Here is a 22,074-nt window from a genome sequence, read left to right on the forward strand (position 1 = left end):
TCAGAGGCAAGATTCACATTTTCCGCTTGATCCTGTATTCTTGTAGGTATCTGGTTCTAGTAGGAGGAAGGAAACGTGGAATTACTTTTTTTAGGGACGGGAGCCGGCATCCCCGCCAAGGCGAGAAATGTAACGTCGGTGGCATTAAAATTGCTTGAAGAAAGGCGTTCGGTATGGCTTTTTGACTGCGGGGAAGCCACACAGCATCAAATTTTACATACAACGATTAAACCTCGTAAAATAGAGAAAATCTTTATTACACACATGCACGGCGATCATGTATACGGACTTCCGGGGCTTCTGGGGAGCCGTTCCTTTCAAGGCGGAGAGGACGAGCTGACAGTGTACGGACCTAAAGGGATCAAGGCGTTTATTGAAACAAGCCTTGCCGTCACGAAGACCCATTTGACATACCCGCTTGCGATCCAGGAAATTGAAGAAGGAATCGTGTTTGAGGACGATCAGTTTATTGTCACAGCGGTATCTGTTATTCATGGAGTGGAAGCTTTCGGGTACCGTGTGCAGGAAAAAGACGTACCGGGTTCCTTGAAGGCTGATGTATTAAAAGAAATGAACATCCCGCCCGGACCTGTATATCAGAAAATCAAAAAAGGCGAAACGGTAACGCTTGAAGACGGACGAATCATCAATGGGAATGATTTTCTGGAGCCTCCTAAAAAGGGAAGATCTGTTGTGTTCTCCGGTGATACGAGAGTAAGTGACAAACTAAAAGAGCTTGCGAGGGATTGTGATGTGCTTGTTCATGAAGCAACCTTTGCTAAGGAAGACCGTAAACTTGCTTATGATTATTATCACAGTACAACGGAACAAGCGGCTGTAACAGCGAAAGAAGCAAGAGCGAAGCAGCTCATTTTAACCCATATCAGCGCAAGATATCAGGGAGATGCTTCTTTGGAGCTTCAAAAAGAAGCGGTTGACGTTTTCCCCAATAGCGTGGCGGCATATGATTTCTTAGAGGTAAACGTCCCGCGAGGCTGAAGGCGGAGCTCTTATTTGACAATTTGTGATGACGTTGTATAATAAAACGTAATCATTACGCTTTATAAGGAGATGTTAATTATGAGAGTAAATGTTACTTTAGCCTGCACTGAAACGGGAGACCGAAATTACATCACAACAAAAAATAAACGCACCAATCCAGACCGTTTGGAGCTGAAAAAATATTCACCGCGTTTAAAGAAATATACCCTTCACCGTGAAACAAAATAATATAAAAGACCGGGAATCCCTTACGGCCCGGTCTTTTTTTACGTTAATTGACTGCCTGGTAAAGAGGAGCGGCCTGCTGGCACGCTGCGCACCATACGTCATAAATAGCCAAGTGAACGATATGAGGTTCATCATGATGGATGTTGTGGGAGCTGTTTTTAGCTTGAATCCAGCCGCTTTGGTTAGATAGAGACAATATGCTGCTGTGCAAGTTTTGCCACTCCTGTTCAGCAGCGAATTTCTCAGTCCGTTCTCCTGATGACAACACAAGAAGAGGCATGTTTCCTAAGTGGACTTGCCGCTTTTTGAGCTCCTGCAGACTTTTTGAAAACTCTGCATGTGTGCCCTCAAGCATCATCTTTCTCGTATGTGATCTGTGCATTTCTTCGGGTATAAAGGTAAAGCTAGCGCAATCGCCTAAAGCTGGGTCAAGAAGGACCATGCCGATAATATCATACTTGTTTTTGCAGGCCCATAAACCGGTGATGACAGCTCCGTATGAGTGTGAAACAGCCAAATAAGGAGGTTTTACATCTGCTGCTTTAAGCAAACTCTCCAATTCTTTCACTTGTTGATCAGCTGTTCGTTTAGCTCTGCTTTGCCCGCTTTTTCCTATGCCTGCCCGATCATATGTGAAAATGCCAAATTCATCATCAATGTCCGCCATTAATGGTTTCCACGTCTCAGAAGAAGTACCATAGCCGGCCTCAAAGACAATCGTTACACCGCTTGATCCTTTCCGGTGCTGTGTATGAAACGCACATCCGTCAATTGTATATGTCTTTTCCATCCAAGCTGATTTCATTGGAGTCATCTCCTCTAATTGGTTCTACTAGGGAGACGGAGAACCTTAGCCGATCGTTTCTCTAAAAATAAAAAAAGAGATATCCTCTACAGGATATCTCTTATGGGCATTACCAGCCTCTTTCGTATTGAACAGGGGCCGGAATCTCTGTATTGAGCTGTTTCGCAGCAGTTCTTGCAAAGAATGGATCCCGCAAAAGCTCTCTGCCGATAAAGATGAGGTCGGCACGTCCGTTTTGCAGAATTTCTTCAGCCATTGAACCGTCTGTAATCATGCCGACGGCACCAGTAGCCATGTCCGCCTGTTCACGGATTTTCTCAGCGAAGCTGACCTGATAGCCAGGGAATACGTTAATGTCTGCATGAACAAGGGCGCCTGAGCTGCAGTCAATTAAGTCAACACCCTGCTCCTTCATCCATTTTGCAAAACCGATGTGATCGGCAATGTCTAAGCCTTTATCAGTGTAGTCAGAAGCAGATACACGGACAAATAAAGGACCATCCCATACTTGTTTGACTTCATCAATGATCTCTCTCAAGAAACGATAGCGGTTTTCAGGTGAGCCGCCATATTCATCTGTGCGATGGTTGGAAAGCGGAGACAAAAATTCATGAATTAAATATCCGTGCGCCGCATGAATTTCAATCACATCAAAGCCGGCTTCTTTTGCGCGGGCAGCCGCTTGCTTGAACTCCTGTACTGTTTCTTTTACTTTTTCTGCTGACATTTCTACAGGTGTTGCTGATTGTTCGTCAAACGCAATCGCCGATGGAGCGAAGATATCTCCTTCAAGCTCTGCTTTACGTCCAGCATGGGCAAGCTGAATGCCGATTTTTGAGCCTTGTTCTTTGACCTGCTCAGTCAGTTTGGCAAAGCCTTCAATATGCTCGTCGCTCCAAATGCCTAAGTCTTGGTCAGTGATTCGTCCTTGAGGGTTAACCGCTGACGCCTCTACAATAATCAGTCCGACCTGGCCGATTGCGCGCGATATGTAATGTGCCATGTGGAACGGTGTTAATTTTCCGTCCTTTTCATGAGAAGAATACATGCACATTGGCGACATGACAATGCGGTTTTTTAACGTCATATCTTTAATTGTAATAGGTGTAAATAATTTTCTGGCCATTTCTTTCGCCTCCCGTAAGGTTTTTAGAGATTGATTATATCAAGTCATTTCTTTCCCGTCATATAAACTGCTCAAATGAACCGCTTTTGTCAAACATTTCTGTATAATAGACGAGAAATCAGTTTATTTTTCAGTATAGAAGCATTTTTATTCATAGGAGGGGCGGAATCAATGAATTGGCAGACGAAGGACGAATTGCTGGCACTTTTAACTTCTCTTGTGCAATACGAAAGCATCACCGGTTCAAAGGGCGAGGCAGCGCTTGCAGAGTATCTTTATTTTATTTTGAAGGACAAGCCCTATTTTCAAAAGCACCCTGATGATGTAACACTTCATCCGATGGACGATGGCAGATCTTTTCTTACGGCTCTAGTCAAAAAGAAGAATGTCAAAAAGACAGTGCTTCTGCTGAGTCATTTTGATGTCGTTGACATAGAAGATTACGGCGAATTTAAACATATGGCTTGCAAGCCTGCTGAGCTTTTGAGCTCCTTTTTAGAGAAAAAAGAGCTGCTCCCGGAACGTGTGAGAAGAGATGCCGAAAGCGGAGACTGGCTGTTCGGAAGAGGGACGATGGATATGAAAGCGGGGCTTTGTGTTCAACTGTCGATGCTGGAGAGGGCAATGAACGGGCATTTTGAGGGCAATCTGCTGTTGATAACGGTTCCGGACGAGGAAGTGAATTCAAGAGGCATGATTGAAGCGGTTCCTGCATTGAAGGAAATGGAGAAAAAGCATGATATCACATTAACCGCTTGCCTGAATGCCGAACCGATGTTTGAAAAATTTCCCGGCGATCAGCAGCAATATTTTTATACAGGAAGCATTGGCAAGGTGCTTGCGGGTTTTTTCTGCAAGGGGATTGAGACACATGTTGGAGAGCCGTTTTCAGGCCTAAACGCAAATTTAATGGTATCTGAGATTAACCGTTTGCTTGAACTGAATGCTGATTATTGCGAAAAGGTTGATGGCGAGGTCACTCCGCCGCCGGTAAACTTAATGCAAAAGGACTTGAAAGAGGCATATTCAGTCCAGACACCGCATACAGCTGTCACATTATTTAATGTGCTGTCAATGAAACGCTCAGCTAGTGAGCTGCATCAGATGCTGCTTAAAACAGCAGAACAGGCGGCGGAGGAAATCATGTCGAACGTTCGGAAGAAAACACAGGATTTTCAACAATTTGAGCCATTTCAGCCGATTGAGCGGGACGTCACTGTTTTGACATTTGATGAGCTGGTCTCGCGTGCAAAAAAGTGTGCGGGGATCTCGGAAACAGAGCGGGCTCTAAATTATGCCTTTGCTAACAGGGGCGAGCTTGGAGACAGGGATTTTTCGACGAAAATTGTTTCTGAGCTTGCTTCGCTTTGTAAGGAGGATGCGCCGCTCATCGTTCTGTTTTATAGTCCGCCGCTTTATCCAGCTGTTTCTTCAAAGGATGATCAATTGATCAGAAATACAGCTGATCAGCTTATGCAGTACGCGGCTGAGCGATACGGCATTGCATTACGGGAGGTTCAGTACTTCCCCGGACTTTCGGACTTGAGTTATCTTCAGCTGAAAAAGCAGGAGGTTGATGCATACACAAGCAATATGCCGCTCTTTAACAGAGGATATTCATTGCCAAGCGGTAAAAATCAGGCTTTATATGTCCCAGTTTTAAATGTCGGTCCGGCTGGTAAAGACCCGCATAAATGGACGGAAAGATTGTATATGCCTTATTCCTTTGAAGTGCTTCCCGATTTGCTTTCATTTACGATCTCCGCGCTATTAAAGCAATCAGAATCTGCCGGCCAGCTGCTGCGGGAAAAATAAAAAACAGAAGACACTGTGCCTTCTGTTTTTGTCCTTACATCTAAGAATGTCTCTCTAAGGCGGCACCGGCAAACTGTTCTTTGATTTCTGCGCTCCGTTTAGCTGTTTCTTCAATACAGTGAATAATTGCTTCTTCAAAGCGGGAGTCCTGTAAAGCGCGAAGACCTGCCTCTGTAGTGCCCCCAGGACTGGTGATTTCTTTACGCAGCTTTTCCGGCTGTTTGCCGCTTTGAAGGAGCATATCTGTTGCCCCTGCCATTGTCTGCAAAATGAGTGCTTTTGCCGTTTCTTTATCTAATCCTACTTTTTGTGCTGCTTTTTCCATCGCCTCAATATAACGATACACATAGGCCGGGCCGCTGCCTGCGATTGCAGTGACAGCGTCAAGATGCCGCTCCTCAACCAGTGTTGCATCACCGATTGTTTCCAATAGAGCTTTTGCGGCAATAATATCATTCTTGCTTGCTTCCGTGCTTACGGAAAATCCGGTTGCTGATTTTCTGATTGCCGCTGATGTATTAGGCATGACGCGAATGACTGCGAGCTTTCTGCCAAAATAATGCTGAATGGTTTCGATGGTAAGGCCTGCAAGTACTGAAATGACAAGCTGGTCCTTGATATACGGCCGGATGCTGTCGATGCTTTCCGCCGCGTCTTTCGGTTTGAAAGCGAGGATAATGATATTGGTGTGAGTGAAAAACTCATTTTTATCTCTGCATGGACGCACGCCGTACGTTTCCTTTAATTCAATCAGACGCTCGTCATTTGAGCGATTTGTAATATAGATATGTTCTGGTTTTGTGATGCCGCTTTGCAAAATGCCGTTGATCATTGCTTCTGCCATTGACCCGGCGCCGACAAATCCTATCTTTTTCATTGATATCCTCCTTCTATCAGAACAACAAAAAACCTTTTCATCACGTAAAGGACGAAAAGGTTCGCGGTACCACCCTCATTAGCACAAATTGTGCTCAGCTCAAATCCCCGTAACGCGGGAAACGTTTAGGTTTTCCTAACCGCGACTTGAGGGCAGGTTCTACAAACAAGCGGGCCGCAACACCTTTCAGCCGGGGGTATCGCTCTCTTAGGCCATTGCCTTGTATACTATTCCTCGTCATAGCGTTCCAATGGTTCTCGTTTTAGTTTGTTGTTCATTATGCAATGGCGGACAAGCTAATGTCAATAGCTTTTTCAAAAAGGTTTGTTCTCATTCTGCAATAATGACACAAGACCGAGAAAAAGCTAAAATATGAATAATGAATGAAGACAAGGAGCGAAAGGATGACAACTGAAGATGTAATTGCGATCCGCGTCCCGACGCCGTTTGCTGTCGGCGATGTTATCGTTTACCTCGTAAAAGGTGATGCGCTGACACTTATCGATGCCGGGCCGAATACAAAAGAGGCTGCCAGAGCCCTACAAGAGCAGCTTGCCGCTGTAAATGTGAAAATATCAGATATCGAGCAGGTTGTACTGACTCACCATCATGCTGACCATGCAGGCTTGCTTGATGTCTTTTCAGATGAAATCGAAGTGATTGGGCATGCGTTCAACGAACCTTATATCAGCCGAAATCAAGCCTTTATGGATTGGCAAAAACGTTTTTTTCAAAAGCTGCTGCCTGAATTAGGCGTTCCATTTGATACGGGGAAGGTAGAAAAGCTGATTCGATCAGCGTACGCATTTTCCTGTACGAGATCTCTGACAAAATCAATTAGAGAAGGTATGGGCATAGATGGGCTTGAGGGCTGGTCTGTATTGGAGATGCCTGGACATGCTGAATCGCATATCGTTCTGTTCCATGAAAAAAGCGGAAGGATGCTTGGCGGCGATCTACTGCTGGCAAACAGCTCGTCTAATCCGATTTTGGAAGCACCGAAAGCGGGTGACGTCAGGTCAAAGCCTTTAGTGGATTATCAGCGGTCATTGCGAAGGCTGTCTCAACTTGATCCAACAATCGTATTTCCTGGTCACGGCGAGCCTATCACCAGTGTACAAGCGCTGATTGAGAAGCGTTTTGACAAGCAGAGGAACAGGACGGAGGATGTGCGTCGCATGCTGGATGAAAAGCCGATGACCGCTTTTCAGGTCTGTCAGCAGCTTTTTCCTGCTGTATATGAAAAGGAATTGTTTTTAACGATGTCAGAAACGGCAGGTCACCTTGATGTGTTGGAGGCTGAAGAAGCCATCACGTCATATTGGGAAGGAAATACCGCATACTTTAAAACAATGAAGAGGTGAAATGGGTGAAACATATAGCGGGAAAAAGGATTTGGATAACCGGCGCTTCAGGAGGGCTTGGTGAAAGAATCGCATACTTATGCGCGGCTGAAGGAGCCCATGTCCTTCTGTCGGCTAGACGCGAGGATCGTTTGATAGAAATCAAAAGGAAAATAACCGAGGAATGGAGCGGACAGTGTGAGATTTTTCCTCTGGATGTCGGCCGCCTAGAGGATATCGCCCGGGTCCGCGATCAGATCGGCTCGGTTGATGTACTGATTAACAATGCGGGCTTCGGTATATTTGAAACGGTTTTAGACTCTACATTGGATGACATGAAAGCGATGTTTGATGTGAATGTCTTCGGCCTGATCGCCTGTACAAAAGCGGTGCTTCCGCAAATGCTTGAGCAAAAAAAGGGCCATATCATCAATATCGCCTCTCAAGCGGGGAAAATCGCAACACCGAAGTCGAGCCTGTATTCCGCGACCAAACATGCCGTGTTAGGTTACTCAAACGCTTTGCGGATGGAGCTTTCGGGAACCGGCATTTATGTGACAACAGTCAACCCGGGACCGATTCAGACGGACTTTTTTTCCATTGCTGATAAAGGCGGGGACTACGCCAAAAATGTCGGCCGCTGGATGCTTGATCCTGATGACGTGGCAGCTCAAATTACAGCTGCAATTTTTACGAAAAAGCGGGAGATCAATCTTCCGCGTTTAATGAATGCCGGCACTAAGCTGTATCAGCTGTTTCCAGCTCTTGTAGAAAAGCTGGCAGGACGCGCGCTCATGAAAAAATAATGATGGAACTGCCTGTGGTGGAGTGGCTTGTTTCTCACGAGGCAGCTTTTGATAGTGGAAGGGAGAGATTGTTGAATGTCAGTTCATTCAGAAGTCCTTCATGCTCTGCTTAAAGATCCGTTTATTCAGAAACTGATTGATGCAGAGCCTGTATTCTGGGCAAATTCAGGCAAGAAAGAGGGGCCAATACCCCGTGCAGATGATTGGGCAACCGAGATAGCGGAAGCGGAAAAAAGAATGCAGCGGTTTGCACCTTACATTGCCGAGGTGTTTCCTGAGACGAAAGGCGCTAAAGGAATCATCGAGTCTCCGCTTTTTGAGGTGCAGCATATGAAGGGAAAGCTGGAAGCGGCATATCAACAGCCATTTCCCGGAAGATGGCTTTTAAAGTGCGACCATGAGCTTCCGATTTCAGGATCGATTAAAGCGAGGGGCGGGATTTATGAAGTGTTAAAGCATGCTGAAAATCTCGCGCTTCAAGAAGGGATGCTTCAGGAAACCGATGATTACCGCATCTTACAGGAAGAGCGGTTTACCGGGTTTTTCTCCCGCTATTCGATTGCTGTCGGTTCGACAGGAAATCTAGGTTTAAGCATCGGCATCATCGGCGCGGCACTCGGCTTTCGCGTGACAGTGCATATGTCCGCCGATGCTAAGCAGTGGAAAAAGGATCTCCTCCGCCAAAAGGGAGTCACTGTTATGGAGTACGAAACAGATTACAGCGAAGCGGTGAACGAGGGGAGACGGCAGGCGGAACAAGATCCATTCTGTTATTTTATTGATGATGAACATTCTCGTCAGCTGTTCTTAGGATATGCTGTTGCCGCAAGCCGATTAAAAACACAGCTTGACTGTATGAATATAAAGCCAAGTCTTGAGACGCCCTTGTTTGTGTATCTGCCGTGCGGAGTCGGCGGAGGACCGGGCGGTGTAGCATTTGGGCTGAAGCTTTTATACGGAGATCATGTTCATGTGTTTTTCGCAGAACCAACTCATTCACCTTGTATGCTGTTAGGGCTTTATTCAGGACTTCACGAAAAGATCTCCGTCCAGGATATCGGCCTGGATAATCAGACTGCTGCTGACGGACTTGCCGTAGGGAGACCGTCAGGATTTGTCGGCAAGCTGATTGAACCGCTTCTGAGCGGCTGTTATACGGTAGAGGACAATACGCTTTATACTTTGCTTCATATGTTGGCTGTATCTGAAGATAAATATTTAGAGCCCTCGGCTCTTGCCGGCATGTTCGGGCCGGTTCAGCTTCTTACGACAGAAGAGGGAAGGCACTATGCTCAGAAATATAAGATGGAACATGCCGTACATGTCGTCTGGGGAACGGGAGGAAGCATGGTTCCAAAAGATGAAATGGCTGCGTATAACCGAATCGGTGCTGATTTGCTAAAAAAACGAAATGAAAAATAAGCAGACAGTGAAAAGGTTTTCCGTTACAATCTTTGTAAGGGTTTTAACCTACAGAGAGTCAGGTGTAAACAGTGAAAAATAAAGAACTTAACCTACATACTTTATATACACAGCACAATCGGGAGTCTTGGTCTGGTTTTGGGGGGCATTTGTCGATTGCTGTATCTGAAGAAGAGGCAAAAGCTGTGGAAGGATTGAATGATTATCTATCTGTTGAAGAAGTGGAGACGATCTATATTCCGCTTGTTCGCTTGCTTCATTTACATGTCAAGTCTGCGGCTGAACGCAATAAGCATGTCAATGTTTTTTTGAAGCACCCACATTCAGCCAAAATTCCGTTTATTATCGGCATTGCTGGCAGTGTCGCAGTCGGAAAAAGCACGACGGCGCGGATCTTGCAGAAGCTGCTTTCGCGTTTGCCTGACCGTCCAAAAGTGAGCCTTATCACGACAGATGGTTTTTTATTTCCTACTGCCGAGCTGAAAAAGAAAAATATGATGTCAAGAAAAGGATTTCCTGAAAGCTATGATGTAAAGGCGCTGCTCGAATTTTTGAATGACTTAAAATCAGGAAAGGACAGCGTAAAGGCCCCGGTGTATTCCCATCTAACCTATGACCGCGAGGAAGGTGTGTTCGAGGTTGTAGAACAGGCGGATATTGTGATTATTGAAGGCATTAATGTTCTTCAGTCGCCCACCTTGGAGGATGACCGGGAAAACCCGCGTATTTTTGTTTCCGATTTCTTTGATTTTTCGATTTATGTGGATGCGGAGGAAAGCCGGATTTTCACTTGGTATTTAGAGCGTTTTCGCCTGCTTCGGGAAACAGCTTTTCAAAATCCTGATTCATATTTTCATAAATTTAAAGACTTGTCCGATCAGGAGGCTGACGAGATGGCAGCCTCGATTTGGGAGAGTGTCAACCGGCCGAATTTATATGAAAATATTTTGCCGACTAAATTCAGGTCAGATCTCATTTTGCGTAAGGGAGACGGGCATAAGGTCGAGGAAGTGCTGGTAAGGAGGGTATGAAATTGTGCATCATATTGAACTGTATGTCTCTGATTTGGAGGCGTCTAGGCGGTTTTGGGGCTGGTTCTTAAAAGAACTTGGTTATAAAGAGTATCAAAAATGGAGCTCAGGCATCAGCTGGAAGAAAGATCGTTTTTACCTAGTGATTGTGCAGGCGAAAGAGTCATTTCTAGAGCCGAAATACCATAGATGCCGAGTCGGTCTGAACCATCTCGCATTTCATGCTGAATCCAAGCTTCAAGTCGATCAGATGACTGAAAAATTGACGGCAAAAGGTTATCGTGTGTTGTACCGAGACAGGCATCCTTTTGCCGGAGGAGACGGGCATTATGCAGTCTTTTGTGAGGATCCAGACCGGATTAAGGTAGAGCTCGTTGCCCCAAGCTGTTAATCGTGATCTTCGGACAGGCTGTTCAGCTTTTTCTCAATGCGATCCAGCTGCGCTTTTCGGTTTTTCGCATACTTGAAGCCTGTAACAGCCGCAAAGACGACAGCGGCAAATATAATAAATACAAACAGCTGAAACATCACATCACCTATATTCATGTTCTTCACCTCATGTTTGCGGGAGAGATTCATTCTCTTCCGTTTTTTATGTAAAGCGGCTTTTCCAGACGGGAACGGTGTTTTGTGGTCTCCATTTTCATTTGCCGATAGGCGAACGCTAAAAATGGCAGGCCGAGCAGGGTAATGCCGCTCAGGACAGAAAAAATATAAATCGGCCGGCCAGCGCCAAACAGGTCTATACATATCCCCCCGACCCAAGGGCCGATGACGTTTCCGAGCTGTGAAAAACCGATTGCCCCGAAATAAGTGCCTTTTAATCCTGGTTTTGCAATCTGGTCTACATACAAATCCATCATAGAGAATAAAAGCACTTCGCCGATTGTAAATGTGATGACAATCATCACAATTGATGGAACACCGTGTGATACGGTGAAAATGGCCATGCTGATGCTAACCATCACATTACCGAGCATCAGAGAACAAAGCGGCGAAAACCGTTTTGCAAAATGGACAATGGGAAATTGCGTCGCCAACACAACGATTGCGTTTAATGTCAGCATCAGCCCATACAGCTTCGTTCCATTGCCGATCAAGGGGTTCTGCGCCATATACTGAGGGAATGTGGAACTGAATTGTGAGTAGCCGAAGGTGCATAGCGTAATGCCGACCAAAGCAATGGTAAAAAGATAATCCTTTTGCGTGACCATAAACGCTTCCCGCACGCTCATATTTCGGGACTGGGCTGGTGCTGATAAGGATGGATGTTTTTTAAATTGGAGGGCAAGCACAATTCCGTATAGTCCGTAAATGACTGCAGGCACCAAAAAGGGCGTAGTCGATTGCGATGAGCCGAAATATAGGCCAAGCACAGGTCCGAAGACAACGCCGATATTAATAGCCGCATAGCGTAAATTAAAAACTAGCAGTCTCGTTTTTTCTTCTGTCATATCAGACAACAAGGCCTTTGAAGCGGGCTCAAACAGTGATTTGCAAAGACCGTTTAATGCGTTTACTACAAAAAACACCCAGAGATTAGATGCTGCCGCAAAGCCTGCAAATACCAGCATCCATCCGAAAATCGATACAAGCATCATGTTTTTTCTGCCGAATTTATCTGAGATATATCCGCCGTAAAAGCTTGCGAGGATGCCGACTGATGAGCTCGCGGCAATGACCAGCCCTGCATAGGAAGCTGATGCGCCTTGGACGGCTGTCAAATAAATCGCTAAAAAAGGAATGCTCATCGATGTTGCCATTCTGCCGAAAATGGTTCCGATTATAATTGTCCAGCTGATCGGGTGGATATCTTTCCATTTCTTCATGAATTATATTCTCTCCTGTATGTATGATCTTTCTCTATCATATATGAAAAAATTTCCTTCTCCAATAGATCGTTCAAAATATTTCGTTATTGACATGTAGTATGCCTGATTGTATGGATGGCAATATACTATGCGTTGAGGATGCGTGTGGCTGACGGAGTTTACATCTTGAAATTGAAGAAGGAAAATGACGGGATGTCCGATGAAAAGCAAAGCGATTGGTCAGTGAGAGTGTGTTAGTTTAAGCCGCCAGGACGTAGATCATATCGGCAGTGAAACCGGCTATGAGTCAAGATGTACGCTGAAAACCGGCATGGGCCGCATGACAGAACAAGAGAGCACATCTCTTCGAAAAAGTGTATACGCGTGATCATGGACAGCTTATTCCGTTTTGCGCGAGCACTGAGGGGAATTTTACGCCAGGCCATATGAATCTATGGAGCGTGAGAAAATCCTGCTTTTTTCTGTAAGCCTGAGACTGTTTATTTGTTTCAGGCGGTGTTTTCAAAGGGAAGCCGCATCAGCGGCTGAAAGAACTGACAGTCATGCGTTTAAGAGAACAGACCTTGGTTTGTGACATAGTCATAAATGATATCTTCTATATGCGCATGCAAATCCTCATCCGGTTCTTCATTCCGTCTCTCTTGTAGAGCCGCTTTCAGGCTTTGTTTTTCATACGGGCTTAACGGGTCTATAGCAACGTTTCTGCCGTATTGACGCAATGCCTGTCCCATCATTTTTTCGACAAATTTCTCCATCATGACTCTCCTATCCTTATGCTTCGCTTTTATTCTACTAAATGTTTTTCTTCTCTCAAACCCTTGGATCATATTTTCTGTCAGACAAGAATCATTTACCAGTATAAAACGAACATACTTTCGCATATAATGAAAAACGAACATAAGTTCTTTTTAGAGGTGTGTATGATGAAAGAAAAAGTGATTTTTCTCGTTGACATGCAATCGTTTTATGCATCTGTAGAGAAAGCGGAAAATCCACATTTGAAAAATAAGCCTGTCATTGTTTCGGGTGACCCTGAAAAAAGGGGCGGAGTGGTATTGGCTGCCTGCCCGCTGGCGAAACAAAAAGGTGTGGTGAATGCTTCACGGCTGTGGGAGGCGCAGGAAAAGTGTCCTGAGGCTGTTGTGCTCCGGCCGCGTATGCAACGGTATATTGATGTATCACTGCAAATTACGGCCATTCTCGAGGAGTATACAGACCTTGTGGAGCCTTATTCTATCGATGAACAGTTCATGGACATTACAGGCAGCCAGAAGCTGTTTGGGACGCCGATGGAGATCGCGAAAAGCATTCAGGGCAGAATCATGCGGGAGATCGGCGTTTATGCGCGGGTCGGAATCGGCCCTAACAAAGCGCTGGCCAAAATTGCGTGTGACAATTTTGCCAAAAAGAATAAGAACGGTATTTTTACCTTAACGAAAGAAAATATGAAAACCGAAATGTGGACGCTCCCGGTGGGCAGCATGTTTGGCGTCGGGAGCCGCATGAAGCATCATTTAAATCGAATGGGCATCAGCACGATCGGCGGGCTCGCGGCTTTTCCGCTCGATCTTTTAAAAAAGAAATGGGGCATTAACGGCCACGTGCTGTGGATGACGGCAAACGGAATCGACTATTCCCCTGTGTCAACTTCGTCTCTGGACGGGCAAAAGGCGATAGGCCATGGAATGACTCTCCCGAGAGACTACGAACACTTTGACAAAGAAATCAAGGTCGTATTGCTTGAGCTGAGTGAAGAAGTGTGCAGGCGAAGCCGAAACGCCGGGGTCATGGGGCAGACGGTGTCAGTGAGCTGCCGGGGTGCTGATTTTGATTGGCCGACGGGCTTCAACCGGCAAGTGAAGCTGGCAGAGCCGACTAATTCTACGCAGGATGTATATGAGGCTGTACGCCGGCTGTTTCTTACATTTTGGGACGGGAAACCTGTCCGCCGTCTCGGTGTCAATCTGTCTCAGCTCTCATCTGATGACATATGGCAGCTCAATTTATTTCAGGATTATGCAAAGAAAATGAGCCTAGGCTATGTGATGGATGGCATTAAAAATCGATTCGGCGACACAGCAATCATCAGGGCGGCGTCACTGACAGCGGCAGGCCAGGCATTTGAACGTGCGGCTAAAATAGGGGGGCATTATAAATGAACGACCATTTAAAAAGGGGCAACCTGCTGTGGGAAGGGAGCAGGATGTTTCTGCCGGAACATAAGCAAAACCTGCTGGAGAGAAAGCGACTTAAACAGAAGCTGCAAAAGCCGATCCTTGACCCCGATAAGCTGGAAGAGATGAATCAAACGCTTTGCGTCGCGATGGAGTTTGCTCAGGATATCACTGTCAGCTGCTTTCAGGACGGTGAAATTGTCCGCTGCACCGGGAAAATCTGCCGGTATGAAGAGTTTGAAAAAGCAGTATGGATAAAAGGAGACGAGGATCATCTTTATAAGCTGAAACTTGATCAAGTGCTTGATATTGTGCTGTAAAGTCTTTCCTCCTGCTTGGGGGAGAAATAGGCGTAAAATGATCAAACATTGTTCCCTCGGCAGTCTGGAAACGTATGATAAAGGAAAGAAGGCATTTACAATTCCAGCCAGGCAAAATATAATTTTTATATTGTGAGAAAAAGAGCTGACATTCGTTTTGCCAGACGGAGGGAGATCAAATCGTAATGGATATTCGAACAATCATGTCTTCAGATTATGAAATGGTAACGTCTGTACTGAATGAATGGTGGGGCGGCAGACAGCTGAAAGAAAAATTGCCGAGACTATTTTTTGAGCATTTTCAGGACACAAGCTTTATTACATCCGAACATAACAGCATGACGGGATTTTTAATCGGATTTCAATCGCAATCGGATCCTGAAACGGCGTACATTCATTTTTCCGGTGTGCATCCGGATTTCAGAAAAATGCAAATTGGGAAACAATTGTATGATGTATTTATCGAAACAGTAAAACAAAGAGGCTGCACCCGGGTAAAGTGCGTCACTTCACCTGTGAATAAGGTATCAATCGCATATCACACAAAATTGGGGTTTGATATTGAAAAGGGCACCAAGACGGTAAATGGCATCTCAGTGTTTGCAAACTATGATGGTCCGGGCCAAGACAGGGTACTGTTTGTCAAAAACATATGAGGGGGAAATATGATGGATTTTTTATCAAAAACACCTGAGCCTCCTTACTATGCAGTCATTTTTTCTTCTGTCAAAAGCGAAAATGACACAGGATATGGAGAAACAGCGGAGCGGATGGTATCACTTGCGGCGGATCAGCCTGGATTTTTAGGCGTGGAAAGCGTACGTGAAGCGGATGGAAGGGGCATCACAGTTTCCTATTGGGACAGTATGGACGCAATTAACCATTGGAAGCATCACACTGAACATCAAGCGGCAAAAGAAAAAGGAAAAAGCCTTTGGTACGAGTCGTATGCAGTCCGCGTCGCAAAAGTCGACAGACAGCGGCTGTTTCAGGAGAACACGAATGATTGAATTTCTCCAGCATAAGGAAGCCGCTATAGCGCGTGAGATTTTAGCCATACAGATCCCCGCCTACATAAAGGAAACAGAGATTATCGGTTTTGACGGTATTCCCGCTTTACAAGAGAAGGTGAAGGATATTCAAGCATCCCATGAACGGTTTGCGGGATATCGGAAAAACGGCAAGCTGATCGGTGTCATTTCATATGAGAAAAACATGCATCATCTCACCATTTGCAGGCTTGTTGTGCATCCTGACGGTTTCAGAAAAGGAATTGGACGAGCACTTCTGCAATTTGTCATTGATCATAATGAAGACGCTGAGAAAATCGAAGTAGTCACAGCCGAGAACAATACCCCGGCCGTGTCACTCTATACACAGGCTGGATTCCAAAAGGCAGAAACCGTCAAAGCAGCGCAGGGTCTATTGCTGTCGGTCTTTCATTTGTATCCGAAAAGAAAAGTTGAGGTCATTCTCTACAACGAAAAATGGGCAGAATGTTTCGATGAAGAAAAAGAACGGCTGAAACTTGTGTTCGGGCCGGAGATTATCGCTGTTCATCACATCGGAAGCACATCAATACCGAACATGGCAGCGAAGCCAATCATTGATATGTTAATTGAAGTCAGAAGCATTGAAGCCGTGAGCCAATTTGATGAACAAATGAAGGCTAACGGCTATACACCAAAAGGTGAGAACGGCATAGCGGGCAGGCGTTATTTCCAAAAGGGCGGAAATAAACGCACTCATCATGTCCATATGTACGAACAGGGAAACCCTGCTATTGAAAGGCATCTGTTATTCAGAGATTATCTCAGATCTCATCCAAACATAGCGAAAGAATACGCCGTTCTCAAAAAACGGCTGGCGGCCCAGCATCCTGACAGCATCAATCAGTACATACAAGGGAAAGATGAGTGGATCAAGACTGCAGAAGAAAATGCGAAGCGGTGGAAAAAAGGCAGAAACAATGCGAATGGCAGTGTTGTATGCTACAATAGCGAAAATGATGAAAACGGGGGTTTCACCTTATGAACATACATGTGACAGATGCAGCAAAACAGGCACTGCAGCAGGCGTTTGACGCCAACCCGGGGAAAAAAGCCCAGCTTCGTTACGATGCAGAAGGATGCGGCTGCGCGGTAAGCGGTGTCCCGACAATCTGGCTGGCAGAAGAATTAACGGGACAGTGCGAGCAGCTGGAAACGAACGGCATTCCGCTGTATATCCAATCGTCACAAAAAGTGTTTTTTGACGATCAAATGACGATCGATTACAATGAAAAAGCCAAAACATTGGCGCTGAAAAGCCCGGCTGAAATGCTCAGCCCCAGAATGAGCATATTAGTAAAGTAGGAGACGCGAAACGTGGAACAAAAGCTGAAGGCAATGAAGAACACAGCACAAAATAAAACGTGGGTATCCTTCCTGAATCAAAACCATCCCTATACCTTGCTTCACTGGTCAATTGGAGGAGCAGAGTCCATCAAGAAAGATGTCTGGCTATTGCAGGATGAAATGACCTTCGAGACGCAGGAGTTTACAACGATAGATCTTGCGATTGAATGGATCAGAGAAAATATGGATGGCATTACCGACGTTCTGTAACATAAAAAAGCGAAAGAGCCGAAGAGGCCTTTCGCTTTTTTATTCTGTTGAATCATTCATGTTGTCTAAAAACTCCTGCACTGTTTTTCGGTACGTATCCCGATTTTTGGTATATGACATGGCGTGTTCACCGTTCTCGGCAATGTACAGCGCTTTCGGCCCGCGTTTCTTTTCATAAAGCCGCTCGGTTGAAGAAACAGGAATGTAGTCATCATCCTTACTGTGAATAAAGAGGACCGGCTTTTCGATTTTATCAATGACAGCAAGCGGAGATACTTCACGTGCGCGATAGCCGCCTCTCAGCTTCAAAAAGAAGTCGGCGATAGGAAGCAGGGGCCAAGACGGGAGCCTGTATTCCGCTCTCAGCCGGTAGGCAAGCTGTTCATCAAAACATGCGAACGGACAATCGGCAATATAAAAATCAGCGCCATCGCTGCAGTGTGCACCAGCGTAAAGCAGGGCGGTCACAGCTCCCATCGACTCACCGTGAATTCCGATCAATCCGCGATGATTTGTTTTGTTTTTGAGCCAGCTGACAACTTTATTGAGATCATCCTTTTCGTAAAACCCGTAGCTGGTCGTCTTTCCGCCGCTTTGGCCATGCCGGCGGTGGTCGTAAATGAGCACATTCCAGCCGAGATCAAGAAATAAATGCATATACTTAAGAGAATTCAGCACATTCATGGTTACCCCGTGGCAGATGATGATGGTATTTGGTGTGTCATGCGGTGCGACATGGTATCCTTTTATGTCGTACCCGTAAGCGGAGGGTATCACAAAAGCGGTTTTCTCCATTTGCTCAAATGATTCAAACACATCATGTCCGTTGTCTGTCTCTCTTTTGATAATGTCTTCATCCGTTTTTTTCTTGATGAATAGAATCATATTTGAAAAAACAATTCCGATTGCGATGACAGCTGTTACGAGAGCGCCAATGGCCAAAAGGATTTTCTTCAAAAGTCACAGCACCTTTCAACTAAATATATAGGCAATTCGTGTTTGAAATCATTATACCTAAACACTGCTCCGCTGAGAAAGTGACCAGAAGAGAGTCTGCTTGTTCAGTGTATATGCTCCGTGATAAACTGTCTTCAAAACAAAACATGGGGGAAGTCTGAATGAAAAAACAAAAATCCGCTGACAAACACCAGCTAAAAGACGGCCTTCAATCCGATATCAAAGCAAAGCTTATGGAGATGAAGAGCCAATTGAAGGAAGAGGATGAAAAGAGGCAGGAAAGAGAAAAAGCAGAACAGATCAGAAAGAAAAAAGAGATCGAAAAAAATAAGAGCTTTGAAGAACTCCTAAATGAAAGCCAAATGGATTGGCATCAATATAAATAAACCAGCACCTGTACAGGTGCTGGTTTTTCTGCTATGAGCGATGAGTTTTGTAAATGTCTTGTTTCGTATGAGATTGGAGCGCTTTGATTTCCTCTTCGGTTAAACGCCGTGCATTTGCTGCCTGAATATTTTCCCGTAACTGCTCAATCTTACTGGCGCCTGTAATCACTGAAGCGACAGCCGGCTGTGCTAGCAGATACTGCAGCGACTTTTCTGTCATGGAAAGATCGGGAGCCACTTCCTCCATTGCCTTGCGTGCATTTGTCAGTTCCTCGAATGAATAGGACAAGTACCCGTTTTGTTTCATGCTGTCTGAAGCTTGATCAAGCGGTTTTTCAGTTAAGAGTCCTTTGGCAACAGGACCTCTGGCGACTACGCTGATTTGATGTTCCTCTAAAAGCGGGAGCCATTCCTCAGGGCGTCTGTCAAACAGGCTGAATTGCATCATAATGCTGACGATGTTTGATTTTTTCACATATTCTTTAATCACATTCGGGCGGATGGAAGAAATGCCGTAGTAGCGGATGACACCTTCTTGTTTTAATTCCTCAAACGCTTCGATCGTTTCATCAATGTTGTCCTCTATCGTGCCGCCGTGAAGCTGATAAAGGTCGATATAATCTGTTTTCAGACGTGTAAGGCTCTTTTTTACCGCCTCTTTTATGTAAGCTTTTGAAGGGTCCCAATACCAGCCCTCGCTTCCGTCATCCCAACGGTTTCCCGCTTTTGTTGCCAGAATAATATCCTGGCGTCTGTTTTGGATCGCATCACCGACCATTTCTTCGTTGCGTCCCCGGTCATACAAATCCGCTGTGTCCAAATAGTTGATGCCGAGCTCGATCGCTTCATCCAGAATGGACAATGCTTTGTTTTTTTCAGTTCCAAGAGACATACAGCCGAGTCCGACTTCACTAATGTCTAAATCAGATGTACCCAATTTGCGCTTTCTCATGTGCACACTCCTTTTTTAGGCTTTGTATTGACCGTAATATAAAGGAGCTAAAGTTTCAACTTTTATGGCTTTGAGATCCAATCTTTAACATATTGAAATGTGCGTCCATACTCTTTTAACTTCGCCCGAATTTCCCATGCTTTTCCGACTAAGACAACACCTTTTGGCATGCGGTGCACTTTCACGAAGAAGCCCCCTTTTGCTCTAGTATGATAAAATGTATGGGGCATCATATAGAGACAGAACGGGAGATGAAGAAATGAAATCATTAGAAGAAAAAACAATTGCCAAAGAACAGATCTTTTCGGGTAAAGTCATTGATCTTTATGTCGAGGATGTAGAGCTGCCAAACGGCAAAGCCAGTAAACGTGAAATTGTGAAACACCCTGGAGCAGTAGCGGTACTAGCCGTCACAGATGAAGGGAAAATCATCCTGGTCAAACAATTCCGTAAGCCGCTTGAGCGGACGATCGTTGAAATTCCGGCCGGTAAGCTTGAAAAAGGTGAGGAGCCGGAGTATACGGCACTTCGGGAACTTGAAGAGGAAACCGGTTATACAGCAAAAAAACTGACAAAAATAACTGCGTTTTATACATCACCCGGATTTGCAGATGAAATCGTTCACGTTTTTCTTGCTGAGGAGCTTTCTGTGCTTGAAGAAAAACGGGAGCTTGATGAGGACGAGTTTGTTGAAGTGATGGAGGTGACGCTTGAAGATGCGCTAAAGCTGGTTGAATCGCGTGAAGTATACGATGCTAAAACAGCCTACGCCATTCAGTATCTTCAGCTGAAAGAAGCGCTCCAAGCACAAAAATGAAAAAGATTTACGCGGATTTGCACATTCATATCGGCCGGACCTTTACAGGAAGGGCTGTCAAAATAACAGGCGCCAAAACATTAACACTGGACAGAATTTTGGTTGAAGCCAGTGAACATAAAGGAATTGAACTCCTCGGCATTATCGACTGTCATTCTCCGGAAGTCATTCTAGAGCTTGAGGAAGGCATTTCATCTGGAAAATATCGCGAGCTTGACGGGGGAGGAATCCGTTATCGCAGCACGACTCTTTTATTGGGGAGCGAGCTGGAGATTTATGATGAAGCCTGTAGCGGACCGATCCATGTGCTCGTATTTATGCCGACGCTGGCTGATATGAAACAGTTTTCAAACTGGCTGTCAGCCCGGCTGAAAAATATTCATTTAAGCTCGCAGCGGATTTATGAAACGGGCTTAAACCTGCAAAAAAAAGTGCAGGATATGGGCGGCCTGTTTATCCCCGCCCATATCTTTACGCCGCATAAAAGCTTATATGGAAAAGGGGTTAAATCAAGCTTAACTGAGGTTTTTGATCCATCTATGATAGACGCGGTGGAGCTTGGATTAAGCTGTGATACAGACATGGCATCACACGTATCGCAATTGAATCCGTATCCTTTTTTAACAAATTCTGATGCGCATTCGTTGGGGAAAATCGGCAGAGAATATAATGAACTATATGTGCAGTCAGCTGATTTTACTGAATTTGCTCTTGCATTAAAGGGACAAGATGACAGGAAAATTATCGCAAATTATGGCTTGGACCCGTTATTGGGGAAATATTATCAGACGGCTTGCGAAGCGTGCGGAGAGCCTGCTGTAAGCGGGGAAACAGCGTGCGCGAATTGCGGAAATGCCAGATTTACCAAGGGAGTCAGCGAAAGATTGCGTGAATTGAGTGATCAGCTTGAAGTTCGCGTCCCGCGTCCGCGATATGTACATCAGATCCCGCTGCAATTTGTTCCGGGTGTAGGCCCGAAAACGCTGGACAAACTAAAAAAAGCCTTCGGAACAGAAATGGCTGTTCTTCATGAGGCTGCAGAAGAAGATTTGGCTCGCGTTGTCCCGCCGAAAACCGCGGCGCTTATCGTAAAAGCGAGATCCGGAAAACTGGAATTGAAAGCCGGAGGAGGAGGAACCTACGGTAAAATTAAACCGTGAGCTAAAGATTAACTCAGTTCCTCCTGTACTTTTCTTTTTGTGCGTATAAAGGTAATCAGCTGGATGATTTCATCTTCACTCAGCGGCTGGCCATCAACAGAAATGGTAAAGTCAAGGCTGCTCCACGTGGCCAATTCTATGGCCTGAGGAGCAGTCTGCTTTTGTTTCTCGCGGCCTAAAAGTTCATCGCAGGTTGTGTCAAAGAGGTCAGCCAGCATGGCAAGCGCTTCAAGTGAAGGCCGTCGGTAGCCTGACTCGTAGCCGGCATATGTGCTTTTTGCGATACCGAGAAGGTCAGCTGTATATTGAAGCGACCAATTTTTCTTTTTTCTCAATTCAGTTAAACGATCTAGATTCATGAACTTCCGCTCCTTTTTCACCTTGAGCTGATTATATCATATAGGTATTAGGAAGT

General features: G+C 45.3%; 28 protein-coding genes. 18 read left to right on the plus strand and 10 right to left on the minus strand.

The genetic code is table 11. The annotated features are described in order from the left end of the window. Positions 1–75 precede the first annotated feature (75 nt). On the plus strand, positions 76–999 hold the full coding sequence (gene rnz / locus MKY10_RS09830) for a ribonuclease Z (protein WP_004398681.1): 924 nt from the start codon (positions 76–78) through the stop codon (positions 997–999). Between the two features lie 81 nt (positions 1,000–1,080). Further along, a complete protein-coding gene (gene rpmG, locus MKY10_RS09835; protein WP_003226511.1) occupies positions 1,081–1,230 on the plus strand; it encodes a 50S ribosomal protein L33 in 150 nt (49 codons plus the stop codon). Positions 1,231–1,273: 43 nt separating this feature from the next. Here the strand turns inward: rpmG and MKY10_RS09840 are convergent, their stop codons facing one another. Continuing rightward, positions 1,274–2,035, minus strand: a complete 762-nt coding sequence (locus MKY10_RS09840) for an alpha/beta hydrolase (RefSeq protein ID WP_014480195.1) — start codon at positions 2,033–2,035, stop codon at positions 1,274–1,276. Between the two features lie 109 nt (positions 2,036–2,144). After that, complete coding sequence (gene namA / locus MKY10_RS09845) at positions 2,145–3,161, minus strand: NADPH dehydrogenase NamA (RefSeq protein WP_003230377.1); 1,017 nt, start codon at positions 3,159–3,161, stop codon at positions 2,145–2,147. Between the two features lie 171 nt (positions 3,162–3,332). On the opposite strand from namA, the gene MKY10_RS09850 reads away from it, so the two are divergent. Then, positions 3,333–4,976, plus strand: coding sequence for a M20/M25/M40 family metallo-hydrolase (locus MKY10_RS09850; RefSeq protein ID WP_048655115.1), 1,644 nt, complete (start codon positions 3,333–3,335; stop codon positions 4,974–4,976). Positions 4,977–5,016: 40 nt separating this feature from the next. On the opposite strand, the gene proC is transcribed toward MKY10_RS09850, so the two are convergent. Beyond that, positions 5,017–5,853 carry a pyrroline-5-carboxylate reductase gene (gene proC / locus MKY10_RS09855; protein WP_029317946.1) on the minus strand — a complete coding sequence of 279 codons (837 nt, stop codon included), beginning with the start codon at positions 5,851–5,853 and terminating at the stop codon, positions 5,017–5,019. Between the two features lie 404 nt (positions 5,854–6,257). Here proC and MKY10_RS09860 point away from each other — a divergent pair, with 404 nt between their 5' ends. From MKY10_RS09860 to MKY10_RS09880, 5 genes are all read left to right on the plus strand, one after another. After that, entirely contained in the window at positions 6,258–7,217 is a 960-nt protein-coding gene (locus tag MKY10_RS09860; protein WP_029726748.1) for an MBL fold metallo-hydrolase, read from the plus strand. Positions 7,218–7,222: 5 nt separating this feature from the next. Beyond that, complete coding sequence (locus tag MKY10_RS09865; protein ID WP_015483409.1) at positions 7,223–8,002, plus strand: SDR family oxidoreductase; 780 nt, start codon at positions 7,223–7,225, stop codon at positions 8,000–8,002. Positions 8,003–8,077: 75 nt separating this feature from the next. Then, a complete protein-coding gene (gene dsdA, locus MKY10_RS09870) occupies positions 8,078–9,424 on the plus strand; it encodes a D-serine ammonia-lyase (RefSeq protein WP_048655116.1) in 1,347 nt (448 codons plus the stop codon). 71 nt (positions 9,425–9,495) lie between these two features. Then, positions 9,496–10,455, plus strand: a complete 960-nt coding sequence (gene coaA / locus MKY10_RS09875) for a type I pantothenate kinase (protein WP_003245966.1) — start codon at positions 9,496–9,498, stop codon at positions 10,453–10,455. A gap of 4 nt (positions 10,456–10,459) precedes the next feature. Next, on the plus strand, positions 10,460–10,846 hold the full coding sequence (locus MKY10_RS09880; protein WP_003230391.1) for a VOC family protein: 387 nt from the start codon (positions 10,460–10,462) through the stop codon (positions 10,844–10,846). Here the strand turns inward: MKY10_RS09880 and MKY10_RS09885 are convergent. The 3 genes from MKY10_RS09885 to MKY10_RS09895 form a co-directional block, all read right to left on the minus strand. Next, positions 10,843–11,001: a hypothetical protein gene (locus MKY10_RS09885; protein WP_004398585.1), complete on the minus strand. Its 159-nt coding sequence runs from the start codon at positions 10,999–11,001 to the stop codon at positions 10,843–10,845. The two genes, MKY10_RS09880 and MKY10_RS09885, sit on opposite strands and share 4 nt — an antisense overlap. 29 nt (positions 11,002–11,030) lie before the next feature. Further along, positions 11,031–12,284 (minus strand): MFS transporter, encoded by a 1,254-nt coding sequence (locus tag MKY10_RS09890; RefSeq protein ID WP_015714218.1) that lies wholly within the window; start codon positions 12,282–12,284, stop codon positions 11,031–11,033. Between the two features lie 551 nt (positions 12,285–12,835). Then, positions 12,836–13,042 carry a YqzH family protein gene (locus MKY10_RS09895; RefSeq protein WP_015251766.1) on the minus strand — a complete coding sequence of 69 codons (207 nt, stop codon included), beginning with the start codon at positions 13,040–13,042 and terminating at the stop codon, positions 12,836–12,838. A 165-nt stretch (positions 13,043–13,207) separates the two neighbouring features. On the opposite strand from MKY10_RS09895, the gene MKY10_RS09900 reads away from it, so the two are divergent. The 7 genes from MKY10_RS09900 (at position 13,208) to MKY10_RS09930 (ending at position 17,387) form a co-directional block, all read left to right on the plus strand. Further along, positions 13,208–14,446: a DNA polymerase IV gene (locus MKY10_RS09900; protein ID WP_080019516.1), complete on the plus strand. Its 1,239-nt coding sequence runs from the start codon at positions 13,208–13,210 to the stop codon at positions 14,444–14,446. Further along, positions 14,443–14,781 carry a YolD-like family protein gene (locus MKY10_RS09905; protein WP_015251767.1) on the plus strand — a complete coding sequence of 113 codons (339 nt, stop codon included), beginning with the start codon at positions 14,443–14,445 and terminating at the stop codon, positions 14,779–14,781. The genes MKY10_RS09900 and MKY10_RS09905 overlap by 4 nt, the downstream gene beginning before the upstream one ends. Before the next feature lie 185 nt (positions 14,782–14,966). Continuing rightward, positions 14,967–15,437, plus strand: coding sequence for a GNAT family N-acetyltransferase (locus MKY10_RS09910; RefSeq protein WP_015251768.1), 471 nt, complete (start codon positions 14,967–14,969; stop codon positions 15,435–15,437). A 9-nt stretch (positions 15,438–15,446) separates the two neighbouring features. Continuing rightward, positions 15,447–15,791, plus strand: a complete 345-nt coding sequence (locus MKY10_RS09915; RefSeq protein WP_015251769.1) for an antibiotic biosynthesis monooxygenase — start codon at positions 15,447–15,449, stop codon at positions 15,789–15,791. Beyond that, positions 15,784–16,815, plus strand: a complete 1,032-nt coding sequence (locus tag MKY10_RS09920; RefSeq protein WP_015251770.1) for a bifunctional GNAT family N-acetyltransferase/GrpB family protein — start codon at positions 15,784–15,786, stop codon at positions 16,813–16,815. Before MKY10_RS09915 ends, MKY10_RS09920 begins: the two co-directional genes overlap by 8 nt. Then, positions 16,812–17,135 (plus strand): iron-sulfur cluster biosynthesis family protein, encoded by a 324-nt coding sequence (locus MKY10_RS09925; RefSeq protein WP_003226552.1) that lies wholly within the window; start codon positions 16,812–16,814, stop codon positions 17,133–17,135. The genes MKY10_RS09920 and MKY10_RS09925 overlap by 4 nt, the downstream gene beginning before the upstream one ends. Positions 17,136–17,147: 12 nt before the next feature. Then, a complete protein-coding gene (locus MKY10_RS09930) occupies positions 17,148–17,387 on the plus strand; it encodes a YqkC family protein (RefSeq protein ID WP_003230411.1) in 240 nt (79 codons plus the stop codon). Between the two features lie 39 nt (positions 17,388–17,426). Here the strand turns inward: MKY10_RS09930 and MKY10_RS09935 are convergent, their stop codons facing one another. After that, the gene (locus MKY10_RS09935; protein ID WP_003230413.1) at positions 17,427–18,344 is read right to left on the minus strand and encodes an alpha/beta hydrolase; all 918 of its coding nucleotides are present in this window, start codon (positions 18,342–18,344) and stop codon (positions 17,427–17,429) included. Positions 18,345–18,505: 161 nt separating this feature from the next. On the opposite strand from MKY10_RS09935, the gene MKY10_RS09940 reads away from it, so the two are divergent. After that, complete coding sequence (locus MKY10_RS09940) at positions 18,506–18,730, plus strand: YqkE family protein (protein ID WP_003230416.1); 225 nt, start codon at positions 18,506–18,508, stop codon at positions 18,728–18,730. Positions 18,731–18,761: 31 nt separating this feature from the next. Here MKY10_RS09940 and MKY10_RS09945 read toward each other — a convergent pair whose 3' ends face one another. Continuing rightward, positions 18,762–19,682, minus strand: coding sequence for an aldo/keto reductase (locus MKY10_RS09945; RefSeq protein WP_014480181.1), 921 nt, complete (start codon positions 19,680–19,682; stop codon positions 18,762–18,764). Positions 19,683–19,744: 62 nt separating this feature from the next. Continuing rightward, the gene (mciZ, locus tag MKY10_RS09950; RefSeq protein ID WP_003230420.1) at positions 19,745–19,867 is read right to left on the minus strand and encodes a Z-ring formation inhibitor MciZ; all 123 of its coding nucleotides are present in this window, start codon (positions 19,865–19,867) and stop codon (positions 19,745–19,747) included. Between the two features lie 74 nt (positions 19,868–19,941). Between mciZ and nudF the strand changes: the two genes are divergently transcribed. Then, the gene (nudF, locus tag MKY10_RS09955) at positions 19,942–20,499 is read left to right on the plus strand and encodes an ADP-ribose pyrophosphatase (RefSeq protein ID WP_015251772.1); all 558 of its coding nucleotides are present in this window, start codon (positions 19,942–19,944) and stop codon (positions 20,497–20,499) included. Further along, on the plus strand, positions 20,496–21,659 hold the full coding sequence (locus MKY10_RS09960; RefSeq protein WP_033884655.1) for a TIGR00375 family protein: 1,164 nt from the start codon (positions 20,496–20,498) through the stop codon (positions 21,657–21,659). The genes nudF and MKY10_RS09960 overlap by 4 nt, the downstream gene beginning before the upstream one ends. Before the next feature lie 8 nt (positions 21,660–21,667). Here MKY10_RS09960 and ansR read toward each other — a convergent pair whose 3' ends face one another. Beyond that, positions 21,668–22,018 carry an HTH-type transcriptional regulator AnsR gene (ansR, locus tag MKY10_RS09965; RefSeq protein WP_004399024.1) on the minus strand — a complete coding sequence of 117 codons (351 nt, stop codon included), beginning with the start codon at positions 22,016–22,018 and terminating at the stop codon, positions 21,668–21,670. Positions 22,019–22,074: the final 56 nt, after the last annotated feature.

It is taken from the genome of Bacillus sp. FSL P4-0290 (assembly GCF_037975435.1).
GTDB classification, from domain to species: domain Bacteria; phylum Bacillota; class Bacilli; order Bacillales; family Bacillaceae; genus Bacillus; species Bacillus subtilis.